This is a genomic window from Pseudomonas sp. UBA5706 (assembly GCF_002419965.1).
Lineage (GTDB): Bacteria > Pseudomonadota > Gammaproteobacteria > Pseudomonadales > Pseudomonadaceae > Aquipseudomonas.
On sequence record NZ_DIHC01000028.1, the window covers coordinates 1 to 18,921 of the forward strand.

15 protein-coding genes are annotated in these 18,921 nt (G+C 55.2%); 7 read left to right on the forward strand and 8 right to left on the reverse strand.

Features of this window, described 5'->3' with window-relative positions:
• Positions 1 to 71: 71 nt before the first annotated feature.
• The 3 genes from B3I26_RS12205 to B3I26_RS12215 all read right to left on the reverse strand — a co-directional run bounded on the left by B3I26_RS12205 (position 72) and on the right by B3I26_RS12215 (position 4,690).
• On the reverse strand, positions 72 to 1,469 hold the full coding sequence (locus B3I26_RS12205; protein WP_296257953.1) for a PLP-dependent aminotransferase family protein: 1,398 nt from the start codon (positions 1,467 to 1,469) through the stop codon (positions 72 to 74).
• Positions 1,470 to 1,563: 94 nt separating this feature from the next.
• Positions 1,564 to 3,060 carry a hypothetical protein gene (locus B3I26_RS12210; protein ID WP_296257954.1) on the reverse strand — a complete coding sequence of 499 codons (1,497 nt, stop codon included), beginning with the start codon at positions 3,058 to 3,060 and terminating at the stop codon, positions 1,564 to 1,566.
• Positions 3,061 to 3,667: 607 nt separating this feature from the next.
• Positions 3,668 to 4,690 carry a zinc-dependent alcohol dehydrogenase family protein gene (locus tag B3I26_RS12215; protein ID WP_296257956.1) on the reverse strand — a complete coding sequence of 341 codons (1,023 nt, stop codon included), beginning with the start codon at positions 4,688 to 4,690 and terminating at the stop codon, positions 3,668 to 3,670.
• A 450-nt stretch (positions 4,691 to 5,140) separates the two neighbouring features.
• Here B3I26_RS12215 and B3I26_RS12220 point away from each other — a divergent pair, with 450 nt between their 5' ends.
• Together B3I26_RS12220 and B3I26_RS12225 are read left to right on the forward strand one after the other, a co-directional pair.
• Positions 5,141 to 6,055 (forward strand): LysR family transcriptional regulator, encoded by a 915-nt coding sequence (locus B3I26_RS12220; protein WP_296257957.1) that lies wholly within the window; start codon positions 5,141 to 5,143, stop codon positions 6,053 to 6,055.
• A 151-nt stretch (positions 6,056 to 6,206) separates the two neighbouring features.
• Positions 6,207 to 7,493 carry a tyrosine-type recombinase/integrase gene (locus tag B3I26_RS12225; protein WP_296257958.1) on the forward strand — a complete coding sequence of 429 codons (1,287 nt, stop codon included), beginning with the start codon at positions 6,207 to 6,209 and terminating at the stop codon, positions 7,491 to 7,493.
• 628 nt (positions 7,494 to 8,121) lie between these two features.
• On the opposite strand, the gene B3I26_RS12230 is transcribed toward B3I26_RS12225, so the two are convergent.
• Positions 8,122 to 8,457: a hypothetical protein gene (locus B3I26_RS12230; protein WP_296257961.1), complete on the reverse strand. Its 336-nt coding sequence runs from the start codon at positions 8,455 to 8,457 to the stop codon at positions 8,122 to 8,124.
• 752 nt (positions 8,458 to 9,209) lie between these two features.
• On the opposite strand from B3I26_RS12230, the gene B3I26_RS12235 reads away from it, so the two are divergent.
• From B3I26_RS12235 to B3I26_RS12255, 5 genes are all read left to right on the forward strand, one after another.
• Positions 9,210 to 9,929: a carbohydrate kinase family protein gene (locus B3I26_RS12235; RefSeq protein WP_296257962.1), complete on the forward strand. Its 720-nt coding sequence runs from the start codon at positions 9,210 to 9,212 to the stop codon at positions 9,927 to 9,929.
• 65 nt (positions 9,930 to 9,994) lie between these two features.
• Positions 9,995 to 11,374: a toll/interleukin-1 receptor domain-containing protein gene (locus B3I26_RS12240; RefSeq protein WP_296257963.1), complete on the forward strand. Its 1,380-nt coding sequence runs from the start codon at positions 9,995 to 9,997 to the stop codon at positions 11,372 to 11,374.
• Entirely contained in the window at positions 11,371 to 12,069 is a 699-nt protein-coding gene (locus B3I26_RS12245; protein ID WP_296257964.1) for a DNA lyase, read from the forward strand. The genes B3I26_RS12240 and B3I26_RS12245 overlap by 4 nt, the downstream gene beginning before the upstream one ends.
• A complete protein-coding gene (locus B3I26_RS12250; protein ID WP_296257965.1) occupies positions 12,066 to 12,659 on the forward strand; it encodes a 7-cyano-7-deazaguanine synthase in 594 nt (197 codons plus the stop codon). The genes B3I26_RS12245 and B3I26_RS12250 overlap by 4 nt, the downstream gene beginning before the upstream one ends.
• Positions 12,659 to 13,126, forward strand: a complete 468-nt coding sequence (locus B3I26_RS12255; protein ID WP_296257966.1) for a TIR domain-containing protein — start codon at positions 12,659 to 12,661, stop codon at positions 13,124 to 13,126. The genes B3I26_RS12250 and B3I26_RS12255 overlap by 1 nt, the downstream gene beginning before the upstream one ends.
• A gap of 141 nt (positions 13,127 to 13,267) precedes the next feature.
• On the opposite strand, the gene B3I26_RS12260 is transcribed toward B3I26_RS12255, so the two are convergent.
• The 4 genes from B3I26_RS12260 to B3I26_RS12275 form a co-directional block, all read right to left on the reverse strand.
• Complete coding sequence (locus B3I26_RS12260) at positions 13,268 to 14,131, reverse strand: DUF4231 domain-containing protein (protein ID WP_296257968.1); 864 nt, start codon at positions 14,129 to 14,131, stop codon at positions 13,268 to 13,270.
• 3 nt (positions 14,132 to 14,134) lie between these two features.
• Positions 14,135 to 14,611, reverse strand: coding sequence for a TIR domain-containing protein (locus B3I26_RS12265; protein ID WP_296257984.1), 477 nt, complete (start codon positions 14,609 to 14,611; stop codon positions 14,135 to 14,137).
• Between the two features lie 49 nt (positions 14,612 to 14,660).
• A complete protein-coding gene (locus tag B3I26_RS12270; RefSeq protein WP_296257985.1) occupies positions 14,661 to 15,914 on the reverse strand; it encodes a TRAFs-binding domain-containing protein in 1,254 nt (417 codons plus the stop codon).
• Positions 15,915 to 16,104: 190 nt separating this feature from the next.
• Positions 16,105 to 18,657, reverse strand: coding sequence for a toll/interleukin-1 receptor domain-containing protein (locus B3I26_RS12275; RefSeq protein WP_296257987.1), 2,553 nt, complete (start codon positions 18,655 to 18,657; stop codon positions 16,105 to 16,107).
• Positions 18,658 to 18,921: the final 264 nt, after the last annotated feature.

Here is an 18,921-nt window from a genome sequence, read left to right on the forward strand (position 1 = left end):
TTTTTACCGGACACTAGTGATGCAGAGCGTGGGAACGATCAGACCTGTTGACCCTGCCCCTGCAACTGCCGCTACGCCAGACGCTCCTGCACCAGCGCATTTCTGATGATCACCAGCATCGACTCGATGTTCTGGCTCCAGTCCGCCGCACCGCTGAGGCACAGGCTCTGCTGATGCAGGCCGCGCACGCTGAACAGCTCTCCCGGCGCAATGACGATGCGCTGCTCCAGCAAGCGCTCGAATACGCGGCCCATATCGACCTGGTGACGACAGTTCAGCCAGATCGTTGCGCCGCCCTGGGGCGGTTCGAAGGTCACGTTTTCGCCGAGAAAATCGTCGACCATCAGCGCCAGGTCGTCCACCCGCTGCTGCAAGCACGTGCGCAAGCCTCGAAGATGGCGCTCCAGTTGACCGGAGCTATATAAACGTGCAATGGCTTTCTGGCGAATGGGCGGCAATCGAAACGAGCGTAACAACAGCTGCCGATGCCACAAGGGTCGGGAATGCCGGGTCAGCAGGTAGCCGAACGGCGCCTCAAGGCCGATGATCTTGTCGAAAGCGCCAACGATCAGCAGCCGCTGCGGGTCGATCAGATCGCGCAACGGGGTGAAGTTCTCGTCGAAACACAGTTCGCCCTGGCTGTCGTTTTCCAGCACCCACAGCCCATGGCGATTAAGCACCTCAGCCAGGCGCGCGCGCTGATCCGGCGCCATGATGCGGCCTCGGACGGTGTCCATCCGCGACGACAGGATCGCCATTTTCACTTCGCCCTGAGCCAACAACCCGTCCAGCTCGTCGGGGTCAATCACCCCTTCGACACTCGTGCACAGCTCGATCACCCGAATGCCGAACGATTGCAGGGTGCGCAGGATATTCCACCCGCAGGGAGATTCGACCAGCACCGCACAATCACGCAACTGCAGGGCCGTGAGGACGGTGTTCAGCACGCCGGTCTTGTCCGGTCCGATGAAGACGTTGTCCGGGTGCCAGCAACGCTCGGCGCTGGACGTGTAATAGGCCGCCAGCGCGGTGCGCAGTTCGATGTCACCGAAAGGCTCAAAACGCGGGTCGGCCTGGCAGGGGTAATGCCGCATGAGGTCGCGCTCCAGAGTCAGCAGTGCGACGTCCAGCGATTGCAGAAGCGTCGGCTCATCTGCGCCGAACACGAACATGTCAGGTCGTCGCGCACTGGCCTGGTACCGCTCCAGCAGATCTTCCCCCTCGCAGTGAATATCGTTGCAGGGTTGAGGTAATGCGTAATAGCCGGATTTGGGCATCGAACAGATGCGTCCCTCCTTTTCCAGCAGCGAGTAAGCATTCTGCACGGTTGAAATGGATACCCGCAGACGTCGGGCCAGCAGGCGCAGGGACGGCAGCTTGACGGCGGGACCTTCGGGCAGCTCGTGGGTCAGCCGCGACAGGTAGCGGTAGACCCTCTGATAGGCAAAATCGGTCTTGTCTTTATTCATCGCAAACACCCCATCCATGCGCAATGCGCAGGGTCAATGAAACAAACGCGCAAGGTGCGGGACTCCGGACTTCCGCGTCCTTGCAATAAAACACTCAACGCCCGGAAATCAATTCGGCCACCGTTTCTCCGGTGCACGGATCGAAGGTCAACACCCGCGCCTTGTCCGGGTCACTGGCCCTGACTCGGGCGATGATCGAGCGCTCGTCGCTGTAATCAATACGCGCTCGGGCGTAGAGGTTCTGCAGCCCTTTAAGGCTCAGCCCGCTGACATCCACCAGCCACTGAACCACTTGATCAGGCGCCGAGTGGCCCGAAAGCGCGCGGTGCAGGTCTGCCAACGCGACCAGCATGCCGGGATGGCAAGCGCGCAAAAACGCCTCCAGCCCGGCGCCCGCGTCGACAAAAGGCGCGAACAACAGGCTGATCAGCTGTGTTTCGCTCAGGCCAAATGCCTCCTGTGCATAGCCCGCGGCCAGCATTCGGCGCTGTTCGATCTTATCGGGCTGATCATAGGCGGCCAGTGCCCGCAGGATCAGGTGCGCAGGCATGCGTTTGCGGCGCATCATCGCCGCCGCCAGTTCCAGATATTCGGCAATGCCGTCGGCGTAATCCCGACCCTGGACGAACTGCGCCCTCAGACCACGCATGTGAGCCATCAGCAGCGGATTGGCGCAGTCGGACTCACTGAAACCAAAGGCCAGGTCGTCAAAGCGAAACCCTAGGAAATCCGTGAGCAGCCGCCAGTGTTCCTCGGCCTTGAAACCGACCAGATCGGCCACAGGCAGCAACACCGGGGCCAGGGGTATGTCTGGAGGCCGCAGAACGAAATCGCTCGGCATCGACTCTTCGCCATACAGCTCGCGGTAATACACCCGACCGATACTGTCGATGGTCTTGAGCGCGTGGCCCAAACCAAGTGTGTGCCACTGCGACACACTCTGACCGTGTGCCCGCGCCAGGCGCAGGACCCAGGTGGCGTACTGTTTCTGCTCCTTGAGCGAACCGCCACTGACCACCGCATCGACACCCTCTCCCCAACTGGCGGCTCGGCCCAGAAACTGGGCCAGGCTTAGATAGCAAGCGTTGCAAAATGTGGTCCGCGCATCACCGGCGGTAAGGTGCCCGGCCAGCAGCATGTCGGAGCGGCTCTGCTCGCGCCCCGCGCTGGAAAAGGCCAGATCCGCCTCGTAGTTCTGGATGTACGGGTGATCGACCATGAGCAATTGCACCCTCGGGTCATCGTGCAGAAACAACGCCGAATAGCAGCGCTGGATATTACCCATGACGGCCGATGTCATGCCGGCGTGACGCATATTGGCGACCCTGAGCTTGAACGTGGCCGGAGCGCGAGCGGCAATGCTCAGCTGCGCGGCGCGCATCAACGCCACGACATAGGCGCTGTCCTTGCCGCCGCTGAACGCCACCAATACCCGGTAATCGCCAATACCCTCGATACCGCCGGCGGCCACGATCAAACGTTGAATCAGCAATTGCAATGCAGTTCGTTCGGCGCGATTGATATAACTCAACAAGCGTTGCAATACTTGTTGATAGACATAGTTCATGGCTTGCTCATGCATGGAACTCATAACTTCAGCACCTGGATAACTCGATCAAGCGATAACACCGAATTCTCGACGACGCGGTCGGAAAAGACGCCGATGGCCCTGTGGTTGAAGCAGCACGTTAATCCAGGGTGAAGTCAACCGTCGCTGGGCGCCCCCAGTCTCCGGCGGCTAGCGCAAGGCAGCGTTTTCCGGCGGCCGGATAAGGCGTGAAAGCGTCGTGGCATGCTTGAATAACATTCATGCGTGGATTGCAAAGAATAGTGTGACATGACTCATTCCCTGAGTGATATTTAGCGAACTATTATCGACACTTGAATGACATTTACAAGGTACAGATTATCAAGGAATACAGACCAGTTTAAACTAAGAAATTTACTTTAAACATGAATGTTTATTCAGCGTTATTAGCATGACGACAACAGCCTTGTATGTCGAGGTTATGGGCTGTAGTACCTGTGTTGATTGATCGTCAACGCGTAAACAAAAAAGCCTTCCTGACTGATCGGGAAGGCTGTGTCGGGTGCAACGTGGCCGATGGATAACGGGCGGCCACTTTGAACCGGTGACCGGATCCTCTCTGGACACCTGGCCAAGGCGTCGGTCATTCGATGAGCGCGGTGACTTGCACTCAGGCTGCGGTGACTTCTACTACCACACGACCACCCACCGGGCAGCCATCCATCAAGCGATGCGCTTCAACGAGCTGATCGAACGGGAACACCTTGATGATCTGCGGCTCCAGTACCCGGTCTGCGGTCATCTGGTTGATATCACGCAGCGCACGCTTGACCGCTGCTTCATCCTGGCTGATGCCCAGTTCAGGCTTGCCGGTAAAATTGCCCACACAGTGCACGAAGAACTGAATATTTTTCTGGAACGCTGCACACGCCGGGAATGGCGTTTGATTACCGCCTTGCAGACCATAAAGAATCAAGCTGCCCCGCGGCGCCATCACATCCCCCAGCATGGACATCTGCGGACCGCCGAGGCCATCGAGCACAATATCGACGCCGCGGTTGTCGGTGTATTTGTTGATGACCATCAACAAATCCTGGTCTTCGGTGACAACCACCTTGTCCGCACCCAGCTTGAGCAAATATTCGCGACACGCCTCGGTCTTGGTCGCTGCGATCACCTTGATGCCCAAGGCCTTGCCCAGTTGCAGAAATGCAGGGCCCGCGCAGTGGCTGGCGTCGGTGATCAAAGCGGTCTGGCCGGGTTTGGCGCGGGCCAGTTCAACGAACGCGAAATACGCAATCAGCATCGGGGTGTAGTGGACCGCCGCTTGGTTGGCGGTCAGCACCTCCGGATAACGGGTCACGGAATTGGCCGGCAGGGTAATCATCTCGCCATACACCGGATGTACGTTGGGGTCGGCGGCGGGAAAACTGGCCACCTTATCGCCGACCTTGAAATCGGCCACGCCATCGCCGACGGCGGTAATCACACCAGCCATTTCGGACCCCAGACCGGCAGGCAATCGAGCCCTGGACGATGCCAGATTTTGCCGCCACAGCACGTCGTACCAGCTAACGCCAATTGCCTGGACGCGCACCTGCACCTCACCGGGTGCGGGCAACGCGACGGGCAGCTCTTCAAACTTGAGCACCTCGGCCGGGCCAAACTGATGAAAACGGATCGTGCGGGACATTTCGAACCTCGCGTTATGAACCTTGATGCCATGAACTCTATCCGGGCGCTGCCGGTAACACTATCAGTGGCTATTAATAGTCGACATGCCTGTCATCGATTCTTATTGAAAAGCGGCCACTAGATAACCATCGAATGCCCACGTATTCAAGGCGGACATTGTTCTGTTCTCGTCAGCACAATGCAACCCGATGGACAATTTTCGGATGGGCGCAGGCCACGGCGGCGCGAAACCTGCTTGCAGATGAAGGATATCGCTTCGATGCATGAGCGCATACGGATAGGTTAGGATTGTTCGCCTCGGCGCGAGCACGCCCTGTCCTTGTAGGCTCGCAGGTAATTTAGCGATGCGCATAACGCACTTTTGCCCTTACTATCGCGCTCCTGAGCTGAACACTGGCGTGCTTTCCTGGCGGCCAACGTATCGACCCATGTTTTCGAGGCCCCCGTCATGAATCGCAACGACCTGCGTCGCGTCGACCTCAACCTGCTCATCGTGTTCGAAACCCTCATGCACGAACGCAGCGTCACCCGTGCCGCAGAAAAACTGTTCCTTGGCCAGCCAGCCATCAGTGCCGCCCTCTCCCGTTTGCGCGGGCTGTTCGACGACCCCTTGTTCGTGCGCACCGGTCGCAGCATGGAGCCCACCGCGCGGGCCGTGGAAATCTTCGGCCTGCTCTCCCCCGCGCTGGACTCCATTTCTACCGCCGTCAGCCGCGCCGCCGACTTCGACCCGGCGACCAGCACGGCAGTGTTTCGCATCGGCCTGTCGGATGATGCCGAGTTCGCGCTCCTGCCCTCACTGCTCAAGCGCCTGCGCTCCGAAGCACCCGGCATCGTGCTGGTGGTGCGTCGTACCAACTACATTCTGATGCCCGCATTGCTCTCTTCCGGCGAGATCTCCATCGGCGTCAGCTACACCAACGATCTGCCCGCCAACGCCAAACGCAAACTATTGCGCCGCAGCAAGCCCAAACTGCTGCGTGCAGACGCAATGCCAGGGCCGATCACCCTGGACGAGTTCTGCGCGCGTCCGCACGCATTGGTCTCGTTCGCCGGAGACCTGGGTGGGTTCATCGATGAGTACCTGGAAAAAATCGGACGCAAGCGTCACGTGGTGCTGGCGGTACCGCAGTTCAACGGCTTGGCGACCCTGATTTCCGGCACCGATATCGTCGCCACCGTGCCCGATTACGCGGCTGACGTGCTGACGGCAGCGGGCGGTGTTCGCGCCGAGGACCTGCCAGTGGAGTCCCGGGCCTTCGAGCTGCACATGGCCTGGCGCGGCTCACAGGACAACGACCCGGGCGAGCGTTGGCTGCGTTCGCGGATCCAGATGTTTTTTGGGGACCCCGACAGTCTCTGACGGAGCTCCACAGAATTCAAGAAAATCGTTCAAATACAGCTAGTTACACACATTTATCTTCCGTTGCCATCCGTCGTATTCCACTGGTTTCCAGTGGCCGTGGGGGCATAATTGGGGGCAAATTCAGTCACATCAAAAGTGATGCCCCCACATGTCGCCCCCAGACCAACCGCCAGCCGCCCGGCGTAAACTCAGCGACGCCTTCATTCGCGCCGTGACTGAACCGGGCAAGTATGCCGACGGTGAGGTCCCCGGTCTGTACCTCGAGGTCAGCGTATCGCGCAAAAGCGCAAGGCCGGTCTCGAAGCACTGGCGGTTGAAATATCGACTGCACGGCAAGGAAAACCGCTTTTCTATCGGTGCCTACCCGGAAATCGGCCTCAAGGCCGCGCGCGAAGCGGCCTTGAGCGCGCGCCGAGAGATCGGCAATCAGATCGCACCGCTAAAAGCCAAGTTGGCTAAAATCGAAGCCCAGCTGCGCGACGAAGAGCGCACCTTCGAATACGTGGCCAAGCAATGGCTGCATTTCAAAGCGGCCGATCTGGTGAGCAAGTCCCTCTCCGGGTTTCAAGGCGCCCTGGACAACCATGTGCTGCCCTTCATCGGCCAGAGGCCGGTCAGCGAAATCAAGCTGGAGCATGTCTGCGAGATCCTCAACAGGCTTCGCCATCAACGCACGATGGCGATGGCCAAACGCGTCCGCACGATTATCCGCGCCGTGCTGGGCTTCGCCGAAGGTCGTGGTTGGGTCGATCGTAACGTTGCCCTCAGCAACATCGAGGAGCTGAAAATTCGCCACGTGGTTTCAAGCAACCCGGCCATTGAGAAGCCGGCCGATCTTGGGACCTTTCTGCTGCGCCTAGATGACTGCGATGACGGCAGCGTTGCCACCGCGATGCGACTGTTGGTGATGTTGCCCGTCCGCCCCGGCGAATTGGCGGTCATGCGATGGGAGGATGTCGACCTGGTCGGGGCTGATTGGCGCTATGTGGTGGGCAAAACCCGCCATTTGGATAAGAACAAGCACATTGTCCCGTTGCCGGAACAAGCACTGGTGCTATTGCGTCGGCTTCACCAAATGCGCGTGGTGGATGATCAGGAACGCGGCTATGTTTTCCGGTCCCCGGTTTACCCCGGACGGCCGATTAATCCCACCTCCATGCTCAAGTCCTTTCAGCGTATCTGGCCCGAGTACGACATTACCGCGCATGGCTTTCGTGCGACGTACCGGACCATCGCGCACGAGCATCTGGGAATCGACCCCGTAGTGCTGGAACTGTCGCTGTCCCATCGTATGCCTGGGGCGCTTGGCGCCGTCTACGCACGTGCACAGCTGTTGAGCCAGCGCCGCGCTGCCGCGCAGGCGTGGGCTGACTACCTGGATCAATTACGAACAAATGCGGCGTCTGTGCTCAAGCCAATCCCCGACGCCTCCTAGGCGGATCACCGCCAGCAAAGCGCCACGCGAAGTCAAAGGACGGACTATGCTGGCGTCCTTGAGGAACGACCACCTCGATCGACGCCGCTCTGCTGAGGTCGGACCTCCTCATGAAGGAAATAGCAAGCGTCGAGCTCGCACTCCCAACGCCTGAACACCTCTGAGTTTCCCCGTAACGGTTCTTGCACGCCTTCAATGCGCGAATCTGTGATGCGATTAGGTGCCGGGAATCGACCGTCAGTCGTAGGCCAGCAGATGCGATTTAGGTTCGGTGTAGGAAAAAGCTTACATCACGACGAGCGAACCGGCCATTTACGGGGCAGACGGAAAACCATAAATTGGATCCATGAACTGAGGAACGGGATGTCCCTCAGAGGTCAAGGATGATCTGCCACTGCTCGGAACGCTGCTGACTGGGATGTTGGATGGATTTGATGGCAAAGAACCCGCTTCGGCGGGTTTTTTATTGGCGGCTAATCTTGGGGCGCTTCCGTCTGAGGGGGTAATCTGCACATCCCTACCCTCCTGTAAGACCGCTCGCAGATATCTCTGAGCACACGCAGTGGGGTCTCCACCCCATTCACCGTCTGAGCACCCGACAAACCGGCTGCACGCTGTTGCTCCGCGGCTACATCGACTGTACGGACACCACCTCGACATACCGAAACTTTTTGCGCGCGGCTTTGACAGCCTCCTGCTCGGCCAACAGCTTGCTGAGCGTGTCGGCTTCATGAATCAGCTCAAACGTTTTGCCTTCAAACTCATTCCCGACTCGCAACGTTACGCGCAACCGAGGTGTGATGGCTTTGGCCGCTTTCTTCTTGGGCGCCGACGGCACTGTTGGCTTCGTGAACACGACCTCAGGTACGGGCCCTGGAGGTGGTGCAGTAGTCACCTGCGGGGCGGGCTCAGGGGTACCGAAAAGCGCTTGGCGCATTTCTTCTTCAGTCAAATCGGGGTTCATGCATGTTCTCGGGAAATGGAGCAGGTTCCTACAGGCCATATTCTACTAGCATTGCTGCGCGGCGGTACGTACCAGCTTACCAATGGGCCTCATCCTCATTACACGAAATATGACGAACGCACCGACAGCAGAATTTAGATAACACCGGGTCTAATTTGCATGGCGGCGAAGAGCGCAGACTGAAAGCAATGGGCTAGGAGCAAAGCCGGTTTTTGTATTGCCCGTTCCATCGAGTGTCCCTAGTATGGCAATGTGCCGTGAGAGGGGTTCGTGCGAGCACTCCGCATTGGGAATGGACGAGTAACGAGGGCAAGGAATGCATATCGTGGGAGGCTTTTACCGTGAGCTTTGCCATATCCCTTCGTGGGACGCCACTATGGGGTCTGGTGCCCGCGCAGCCATGGTTGTGGCTGCTTTCTCCCCGGGGACACAGTTCACGACCTATGCAGCTGCGAACGAAAGCGTAGCGATTGCAGCACTAGAGCGCCTGGGCATTGCAACCACCGTTGCGACACGACCGAGCCCAATTGTTTTTGCCTACTTCCATCCGCTCTCATCTCCATATATTGAGCCCGCGCGCGAGGAATTGGTCCCTCAACCCCCCCTCCACGTGACAGATGATGCGGTTTTGCGCTTCGGCTTCCTAGAGGGGGACGCTGTCGTCAAAGCTTGCCGTGCGGTGTATGACCCACAGACGTGGCGTCATCCCAAGCCATTCAAACGGCTCCTCGGCAGATGAGCTTGCGCTTGTCATGAACGAGTTGGAAACATTGAGTGCCACGGGCATGGAAGACCTCGATCGCGCAGCCCATTACCTTATCCAGACCCAGGAAGCTCAAGTCGTGGTCGTGAAACAAGGCCCCTATGGCGCCAAGGTATATGACCGCTCAGGCAGCAGTACTCACGTCCCAGCGTACCGCTCAACACAAGTCTTCAAAATTGGCACCGGAGATGTGTTCAGCGCAGCCTTTGCTTACTTCTGGGCACAGATGAAAACGCCTCCTCCAGAGGCTGCGGACCTCGCCTCCCGCGTGGTGTCGCTCTACTGCGAAACCCGGACGTTCAAGTTCGATCAAGCTGCCCTCGCTTCTCGCCAACCCGTCTTTGCAACTCGCGGGGCCACCGCTTGCCTTGAGGCAGGAATCGAAGCGGTGGGGCAGCGTTTCACCCTGGAGGAAGCTCGTTTCGGGCTGGACGAGTTAGGTGTTAACGCGATATGTCCGAATGTTGAGACTGTATTCCCTACTGGCAACTGCGACACGATACTCGTCATCGATGATGCTCTCCCTCCTGAGTCGATGACCCGCACTGCAGAAAATGTTGCCAGAGGTGCAAATCTGATCGTGCTAAAAGAGCGGCATATAGCAGGCCCACAATGGCCGACTGGCACCTTGACTACGCCGGATCTCACCACTGCACTGTATTTCACAGCGTGGGCAGCGGGCGAAGCCTTATCACAGAAAACGCTTTAATGATTTCGAAAGCATGACCGTCAGGGTAGTGCAATGGAATGTAATCAGCTGAGGCTCAGTCCCACATGGCGGACATATACATCATCTATGCCAAGGAAAACCGGAAAGTCGCGGTGAAGGTGCATGATCTGCTTCGGAAGTCTTGGTCGGTGTGGATGGACGACCGAATTGTGGGTGACTTCGGAAGTGTCATCAAAGAAAACCTCCAAAAAGCTGGTTGCGTGGTGGCGCTTTATTCAGAGTTTGCAAGCAAGCCGGCGGTGACTGATGAACTTAGGTTCGCCACCAAATGCGGTAAGAACATCATCCCGCTGCAGTTGGACGATAGCGATCCACCCTATCCGTTTGGGAACCTCAGCACGGTGAATTTCCAACATTGGTCAGGCGAACCTGACCATGAAGCATTCAAACTTCTTCAGGTTAAAATCCAAGAAGTAGTGCCCCCGATTCGCCCTGCTGAAAGGTTATCCTCGCTGGAAAGCAATGCGCTGCCGATCCCTAACATTTTCATGTCGGTGTCGTCTCACGAGACTCAATTCAAGCCTGCGGAGGCATTGAGCGTGCTGAGGGCTCATGGCACGAAATCGATTCTGGTGTCTGCTTACGACCTGGGGAAATCTGATGACAACGATCAGATGATCGAGGAGATCAAAGCCTATCGTGAGGGGGGAGGATTTGTTCTGATCGATTCGGGCAATTATGAGGCAGACCGCACTGAAGACAAGTCATGGACACCGAACGAGTTCCACCAAGCGCTGCTTGAGACGCCCCACGATTGCGCATTTAGCTTTGACAATCTGGAACAAAGCAGTGATCCGGACATCGCAATCGAGGAGATTATTCAGGCATTCGAACGTGACCGTCTGCACACATCAGCGCCGGTGTATCCGATTGTGCATATCTCTCAAGATGACGATGGGCTAAAGCACCTGCCGTATATCGTTTTTGAAGTGGCCAACCGTATCCGTCCAGGCGTCATCGCTATAGCGGAACGGGAGCTGGGCCCAGGCCTGGCGCTTCGCGCTCAGACGATGAAACGCGTTAGGACTCGCCTACGAGATCTTCCTTTTTATCAGCCGATCCACCTGCTCGGCACGGGCAATCCTTGGAGCATTTCGATATTAGTGGCAGCTGGAGCCGACACCTTTGACGGCCTTGAATGGTGCCGCTTCAGCATCGACCCGAGCAGAGGGCGCCTTCACCATTTCCAACATTTCGATTTTTTCAGACACTCATGGAACAGAACCCCTCTACTTGACCTCGTCGATGTCGATTTGAAAATCAAATATGCAGGCAGGGTGGCATTGTACAATCTGGAGTACTATCAGGAGTTTGGGCAGCTGATGCATTCTATGATTGCAAGCAACGACGCGACCTTGTTCGCTACGGGCATCGGACTGACCGCCCCTGAGCTCAAAAAGTTGTTCCCGGAGATTTTTCAATGACCACCTATAGCGCCGAAGCCCTTTCCAGAGCGGTCGCGGCAGTCTGCCCGGACATCCATACGCGTATCGATACCGGAGCCGTCTCGGATGAACGACACCTGTGGTGGGAGTTATCGTGCTGCATCCTGAGCAGCCAAGTCCCCTATTCCCTTGCGATGGCGGCCGCTGACAGGATCGATGCGCAGGGCTGGCTTCTCGTTATGAAGCAAGATCACCTCGACCTTGCCCATCAGTTGTTCGAGGCGCTCAGCACGCCTCTTGACGTCGAAGGCAAGCGCCGGCTCTACCGTTTTCCGAGGGCGAAGGCTGCCCACTTGGCAACGACATGGTTGGCAGTGTCCCAAGCGGGAGGGTCCCTGAAGGCCTTGATCAGGGGCGATGTGATTGATGTAAGGGCCTGGCTTGTAAAGAACGCTTCCGGAATAGGGCCAAAACAGGCGAGCATGTTCTTGCGCAACTGTGGCGTTACCTATGATTTGGCCATACTGGATCGGCATGTGCTCAATTACATGTCGGCTCAGGGTATCTGCTCAGGCAAGCAAGTCTCGATTTCTGGATTAAACCAATATGGCAGATACGAGAATCGACTTCGTGATCATGCCCAAGAGATGGATTGCCCTGTCGGTATTCTGGACTGGGCGATATGGATTGTAATGCGTGTCGCGAACCGCAAGCAGGAGGCTGTAGTTTTATGAGCATTGTGACACTTGTTTCCGGAGGGCTGGACTCGACACTGGTTGCCAAACTGGCGCTTGAAGAGGGTCTGCAAATTTTTCCTCTCTTCATCGACTACGGCCAGCGGGCACGTAACCGTGAGTATGCGGCCTGCCAGTTGGCCATGAGAAACCTAGGGCTGCCCGAACCAGAGGTGGCGGGATTGTCGGGTTTCGGTAAATTGATCCGATCAGGTCTTACAGATCCGGGCCTTCACATAATTGACGATGCCTTTACCCCCGGCCGCAACATGCTCTTCCTGCTGACCGCAGCTGCCTACGCGTACCAAAAAAATGCCGATGCAGTCTCGATAGGCCTACTGCATGAAAGCACAAGCCTTTTTCCTGACCAAACTTCCCACTTCCTTCAACAAGCTGAGCAAATGATCTCTCTATGCATGGGAAAGTCAATCAAAGTCCTTGCGCCCTTGTCGTCATTTACAAAACAGGACGTTGTTGCTCTCGCCGAAGTCAAAGGAATATCTCAAACCTATTCTTGCCATCTTGGCGATGACGAGCCTTGCGGAGATTGCATCGCCTGCAATGAGTTCAAGTTTGAGGGAGTACAGTAATGGGGGGAAGCAGCTCTGGAGGATGGAGTCGTCTTGGTGACGTCAAGTCGCTTGAGCAAAAGGCCAAGGCAGCGCTGAATGAAGGCAAACGTAACGTATTCATCAGCTTCGCGACTGAGGACATGGATAACGTCAATTTGCTTCGAGGGCAGACAAAAAATGAAAATAATGATCTTGAGTTCAACGATCACTCTGTAAAAGAAGCTTACGACAGTGATCAGGCTGATTACATCAAACGGAAGATTACCGAACGCATCAACCGTTGTTCTGTGACGGTCGTCTATATTTCAGACAATACGGCTCAAAGCAAATGGGTGAAATGGGAAGTTGAAAAAAGCTTGGAGCTAGGAAAAAAAGTGATCGCAACTCACGCAGGGGACAGATTTAACGCCACCAAACCAATTTGGATTTCTGACTACGGAATCGACACGGTGCCCTGGTCTGGCCTTGCGAACGCACTCAAGTAAACCCATCTACACAAGAGGCCCAGATCGGGCCTCTTGTGTAGATGGGTTTACAAGGAGAGCATCACCGAGACGCTACGAAAACGTCCACTTACTGATACTGAAGGTGACAGCGATTCCAAGATGCGCTCCCACGGTACTCTTTCAGTTATCTTTGCGCGCTTCCCACTGCGTATGCTCACGCGAAAAAGCGTTCTCCGCATCACCCACAAACTTTGATAACTCCCCGTCCTCTCCCAGTCTGTAGGCTTCCTCACGGATAAGGCCAATTTCGTTGGCTGTGAGGCCGTAAGACGCCGATAGCTCAGTGAATCGCTTCGCCTGCATCCACGTCAGAATACTCGCGGCAATAGTGATAAAAATATCCGTCGGAAAATACTGAAACTCGGGATTGGCAATCTTTGACGCCGAGCACGCCAGGGCGATTCCATTGGCGGCGATCAGTCCTGCGAAAAAACACTTGGCCGCGGTGGAATTGAATTTTGCCTTTCGTTTGTACCAGTCCAGTTGATCGTTGATGCGATAATTAATATACGCATCGCGCCGTTCAGGAAAGGCTTTTGCCCTCATTAGCGTCATGGTGTTGGTGACTTGTGGCGCAGACACATGACTGATCAGTTGATTCGAGACACCTGGGTTCTGCTGAACAACGTCTCTGAGCCGACTGATCAGCAGCGATCTTGAATCCTCATCACCCTTATCAAAGGGTTCAGCGCGAGAGACATAGCGCCACGTCATCGTCTTGATGGATTCTGCAACAGCTCGCCCTGAGTACCATAATTTTTCCGGCCTTTTCCATGCCAGCAGAACTGAACTGGCTAGCGCGCCCAACAGCAGCATGGCTTGGATAGTCGCTGCAATCCAATGGGGGTAATTGATCACGGAAGCAAACGCTGCAAGCACCAGCAGCAGCAGGTTACTAAACAGTGCGCCAAAGAAATATTTTTGGGCGTCGCCAGAGAGGGTATCGACCGACTGGTATAGGCCTGGGAAGTCTGAATTCTGCATGGGTTAATCCTTATACCCGAGTTTTTTGTAGATCTCGGGTGCGTAGTGGTAGTCACCCCGTTCGCTGTTGGTTGGGTGCGTCAGAGCGTGCTGAATGATTGCTGGTGAAAATGGTACAAACACGGCACCGACATTCTTCAAGATAGGAGGACAGAGGTCAGGGTTGAGGGAACGACTACCGTCCAAGTTGATGCCGATGAGCTTACAACCTTTCTCCATAGCTACCTGAATCTCCCACCGCACATATTTGTGCTTTGATCGCGTGTCCTGTCCGATCAGAAGCGCGAAGGTGCCAGCCATGTCAATCCGCTCGCGGCATTTACGCTTTATGTAATCTTCACTTTCAGAGTCCAGCGCCATGTTCAGCTGACAATCTGCAAAATTGAAATCAATATGAGTATTCGTTCGCCACGCACCCATCAACTCATACATATGTCGATCAGTGCTGCTAAAGCCCACGAACGTTCTAGGTAATCCCATTCATTATCCTCTTCACAAATTCAGACATATTTCACCATTGTTGATGAGTTTACTTTTCATCCGGGGCAAGCGTCGCTAGCCGGTCTGCCCGAATCCTGAATAGCTCATCTTTCCCGGTCTGGTAGGTATCGATTTCCCACTGAGCTTCTGCCGCCCCACGAAACATTTGTTCAAAGCGCTCGCCCTCGTCAGGCTGCTCGCATGCAAAATGGCAGTTCGCCAGCGTTGCATAAATCCAGCGCTTATCGGGCCTCTCCATGAAGTTCTCAGAACCCAACACACGTTGAAGCGACTTCAGAAGCATCTGACGGATCTTCTGAGCACACATGAAATCGAAAATCTTCTCAGAACGCTCAGACTGAACCTGCGCGCGGAACTCAAAACATTGCGCCAGATTCTGTCCGTTGTAATAGTCACGCTTGACCTCGAATCCTCGACGGTAGTACTGAATAGCAGCATCAAGAGAATCGCGATTCCCCTCCAGTAGCCACAGACGTTTGGTGATAGCGCCTGCAATACCTACGGTTTCTGGGTCATTGGACTCGTCAGGATTCAGCTGCGCGATGATTTCGAAACCCGCCCGCAAAGCCATTAGCTCGGCTGGGAGCTTGGATTTATAGGTGTTCAGCGCTAGCTTCTGGAGAATGTTAGGTTCACCGGGTCTCATGTCACGCGCAGCAGAAAACTCCCGACAAGCCAGTCCATGCTTGCTTTGGCGCATGAACCTCTCACCTTCGCGCATGTGGCGCGAGAACCGCTGATGCGCCTCCTCTGCCTCCCCTAGCAACTCCTCATACTCTTCATCAGACATCCGCGGTGAGAGCAGTTTGGGCAAGTAGGTATAGACCGGGCTGTCAACAGCCTGAGCCGACATTACAGATCCAATCAGCGTCCCCAGATCCTTGACCGCCCTCTTCGCTTCACGTGCCAGAATGTCATCACCGAAGTGCTGGTATCGAAAGGTGCTGATGTGATTGAGATCAAAGTACAGTTTGCCCTGATCCTCGGTCATGATGATGGTCGAGTTGGGGCGGAGCGCATGACGCACGCCCAACTCATACACGGCATTCACATTTCCGGTGGAAATGTCAGCGATCACCAAATCCGCCCTGAGCAACATTTCGTACATTTTTACATCGATGATGCCTGATTGCGTGATCTCGTCGGCCCTGATGCACCTCAGGCCGTTGCTTGAAACCGCAGGCTCAATGATGGCCTCGTAAGTGGCATCGAGATCGAGAACTCTACCCGTCTCATACTCGACTTTCTTGCCGAAACCCATTACGACAAAGCATACCTTCATCACAATTTCCTATTCCAACAAGACGGACAGCGCGCAGCTACCTCTAACATTATTAAAGAATTCAGGGCTGGCATTTGGGCCAACATCGATCTGGCAAGGCGCATATAGGGTAGATCGCGACAGCGTGTGTCGGCGACCCAATCCCTCGACACACCACCCCTAAGCACCGACCAGTTTGGAAATCTCTAAGCTAAACTGACCCCTTTCCAATTTTGCGCATATCCATGTGTCGCTGGCCCTGAACCGAGATGTTCAGAATCCTGGAGAGCTGCTGCTTGGCTTTATAGTCTACCGGGTACATGTAAATGTGCTGAATGACGATCTCCTTGAGGATGCGCAGGCACACAGGATTGCTCTTCAATCTCTCAGATGTTTTCTCGATGCTTTCTGGATTCAGCTCTCGCTTGAACCGCAGCTCAATTGCCTGATTGATCAGTGTGTAGGCCGGAGAGTCCTCTTTGTCTGCAAGCTCCTTGTAGACTTCGCCTGCTTCCTTCGAGCCAATCGAACCCGCGATTTTTCGCACCACCGCGTTGATCACCCCGTATGTGAGGTGAAGGTAGGTACTTTCGGCGTATCCCTGAATTTCCCGATCACTCAGGCCCGGATCCTCAGAGAGCACATTGGAGATGAATTTGATCACCTCTGACTGCGACGAATTGGAAATCGTGATGAAGTAATCCAGGAATCGAAGTCCCGTCATCATGCCGCTATTGGCCAGCTCATAGATTGAGCCGCGCGTCATGGTTGCGTGCCGATTGCGAATGATCTGACCAGCGATCTCCATACCTTTGAAGCACTGGTTGATGTTGGCCAGTGTGTCAGCCGGGGCAATCTGGGACTCATCCAGCGGTGCTTTGCGCTCAATTCGGTCGAGGGAGCGGTTTTCCTTGTCACGTTCCTTCTGGATCTCTCGCTGCTCTAATACCAATTCAGGAATCTGCTTCATGAAGTCATCCATGAAGGACAACTGCTCTTTGGTGAGCGTCGCGCGTTCGTGCTCGGTGAAAAGCGTTGCCAGCGTGCCCTTGATCTTCGTCAGCAACCAGGAATCCTTGGTGTGATGGGTAATGAAGATCAGGATGTTGGCGTAATCCTCGCGGTGCAGATCCTTGAGCAGCAGATCAACCTGCACCTTGACGTCCTCCGACTCGGAAAAACCTTCTGCGACCTTTTTGCCGACAAAGAAGTAGTAAATATACGGGTACTTGAAGTGCATCCGTCCTTGGCGCGTCGCCAAAATCGAGTGATTCTCAAGCTTCGACATGATGTCGGTTCTGTCTACCGAAAGATAGGTTGACTCGTAGCGGTCAAAAAACTCCCCCAGCTCAGCGCTGTTGAGCCCTTCCCCCCTCATGAAAATAGCCCAGGAAATCTCGGTGAGGACGTTCAGGAATTTCTCATAGTCCTTGCCGTGGATTTTTGCTTGCTCGAAGGACTGATAGATCAGCTGCTGGTAGCAATGTCCGTATGACGTCAGCTCGATATTTTGCTGGCTGTACGCCTCAAACATCTGCATCAGCATGAGCACGTAGATAGGGCGAGGAGGAACGATGTTCCGCTTGATGATCGTGTTCAGGTGATTCTTGATGTCGTCGCAAAGCTGGTAAAGCGCAGCGTCTTCAAGCGTCTCCTCGACCCCTAAGGACACCCATTTTTTGATTATCTGCTCGCGCTTGAGGTTGCCAAAGCCTAATAAATTGGCTGGTTTGTAATGCGCCAACCCTTCAATTTCAGCGGATACATATCCAAAGGCCAGGTGGGATGTGGCAATCACGTTCTCGAAAAGCTCGTTCACACGATCGATGAAAACACTTTGATACCGCTCGTTGAGCCCGATCTCGTCCAGGTTATCGAGCAGAAGCACGACATTTTCACTGGCCAGGAATTCGTCGACGGTGAAGCCGGTGTACTGAGCCTCCACGGATTTTTGGACGAGTTTTCGAACGTCCGAGCTGGTAATCCCGGCCGCATCCACGTAAATCGGAAGATGCCCCTTAAGGGCCAGCTCTGAAAATGCCTTCTTCAAAAAGGACGTTTTCCCCTGCTGCTCCTCCCCCATCAACAGGTATCGACCGGTGTTCTGGTACAGGACTTCAGCGCTGCTGAAATCGAGCTCAAGTTCATTGTCCCGATAGTCCCTATCAACCTCGATGTCGGGCAGCACATAGATGTCGCTCAGGCGAACCCTGTCCACCTTGCGATGCACCAAGGTGATTTCCGTGTCCTGAAGCCATTCGGCACAACGATCTGAAACCTTCTTAGGCGCAACATCCTCGATGGGCATGACGTTTTGCTCCTTCGGGGTGAAAGAGTCGAGGGCAGCCTTTATGCCCTCGATCGCGCTCAGCCAAGCCTCGTCCTGATCTTCCCATTTGGAAATCGGTCGAGCGTCGTTTGGAAGCGGTTGAAACCTGGCAAATTCAGTGTCCGTCCAGTCACAAGGGCGTACGATGATCGAAATAAATAACGCTGAGCCGTTATCGTGGCGCTCCAGCGCACGTTTTACCTCAATGTCATTGCAATAATCAGAAGCCAAAAATGCCGGCGTGATCAAGAAAATGACCAAGTCGGCGGTTTCAAGCTTTTCCTCTATGGTGCCTCGCCACTCGTCACCGACGACAAGCTTGCGGTCGTGCCAGATCGTGATCGCTTTCTTTCTGATAAGCCCAGCTAGGTGCTCCCCCAAGCTGACACGATAATCCTCGTCTTTGTGACAGTAGCTGATAAAAAGCTTTCTCATGAATAAAGATCGATCCTTGCCATTTACGGTCTCACGGCTCAAAGAATCTCTAGTGCCAGCGAGCTTTAGTATTCAACGCGATAATCCCGTACTGCGTTGGCAGTACAAGGCCAGGTTGCTCAGGTGTCTGGCGATCTGGAGAGACATCCGCGCCACGACGATCAGGTACTGGGGGTTTCAAAGGTTAAAAACCTTTACATCAAGCGAGCACGAGCGAATCTTTCAAGCCGCCGTACGCCGCTATGAGCCCCGCACGCATGATTG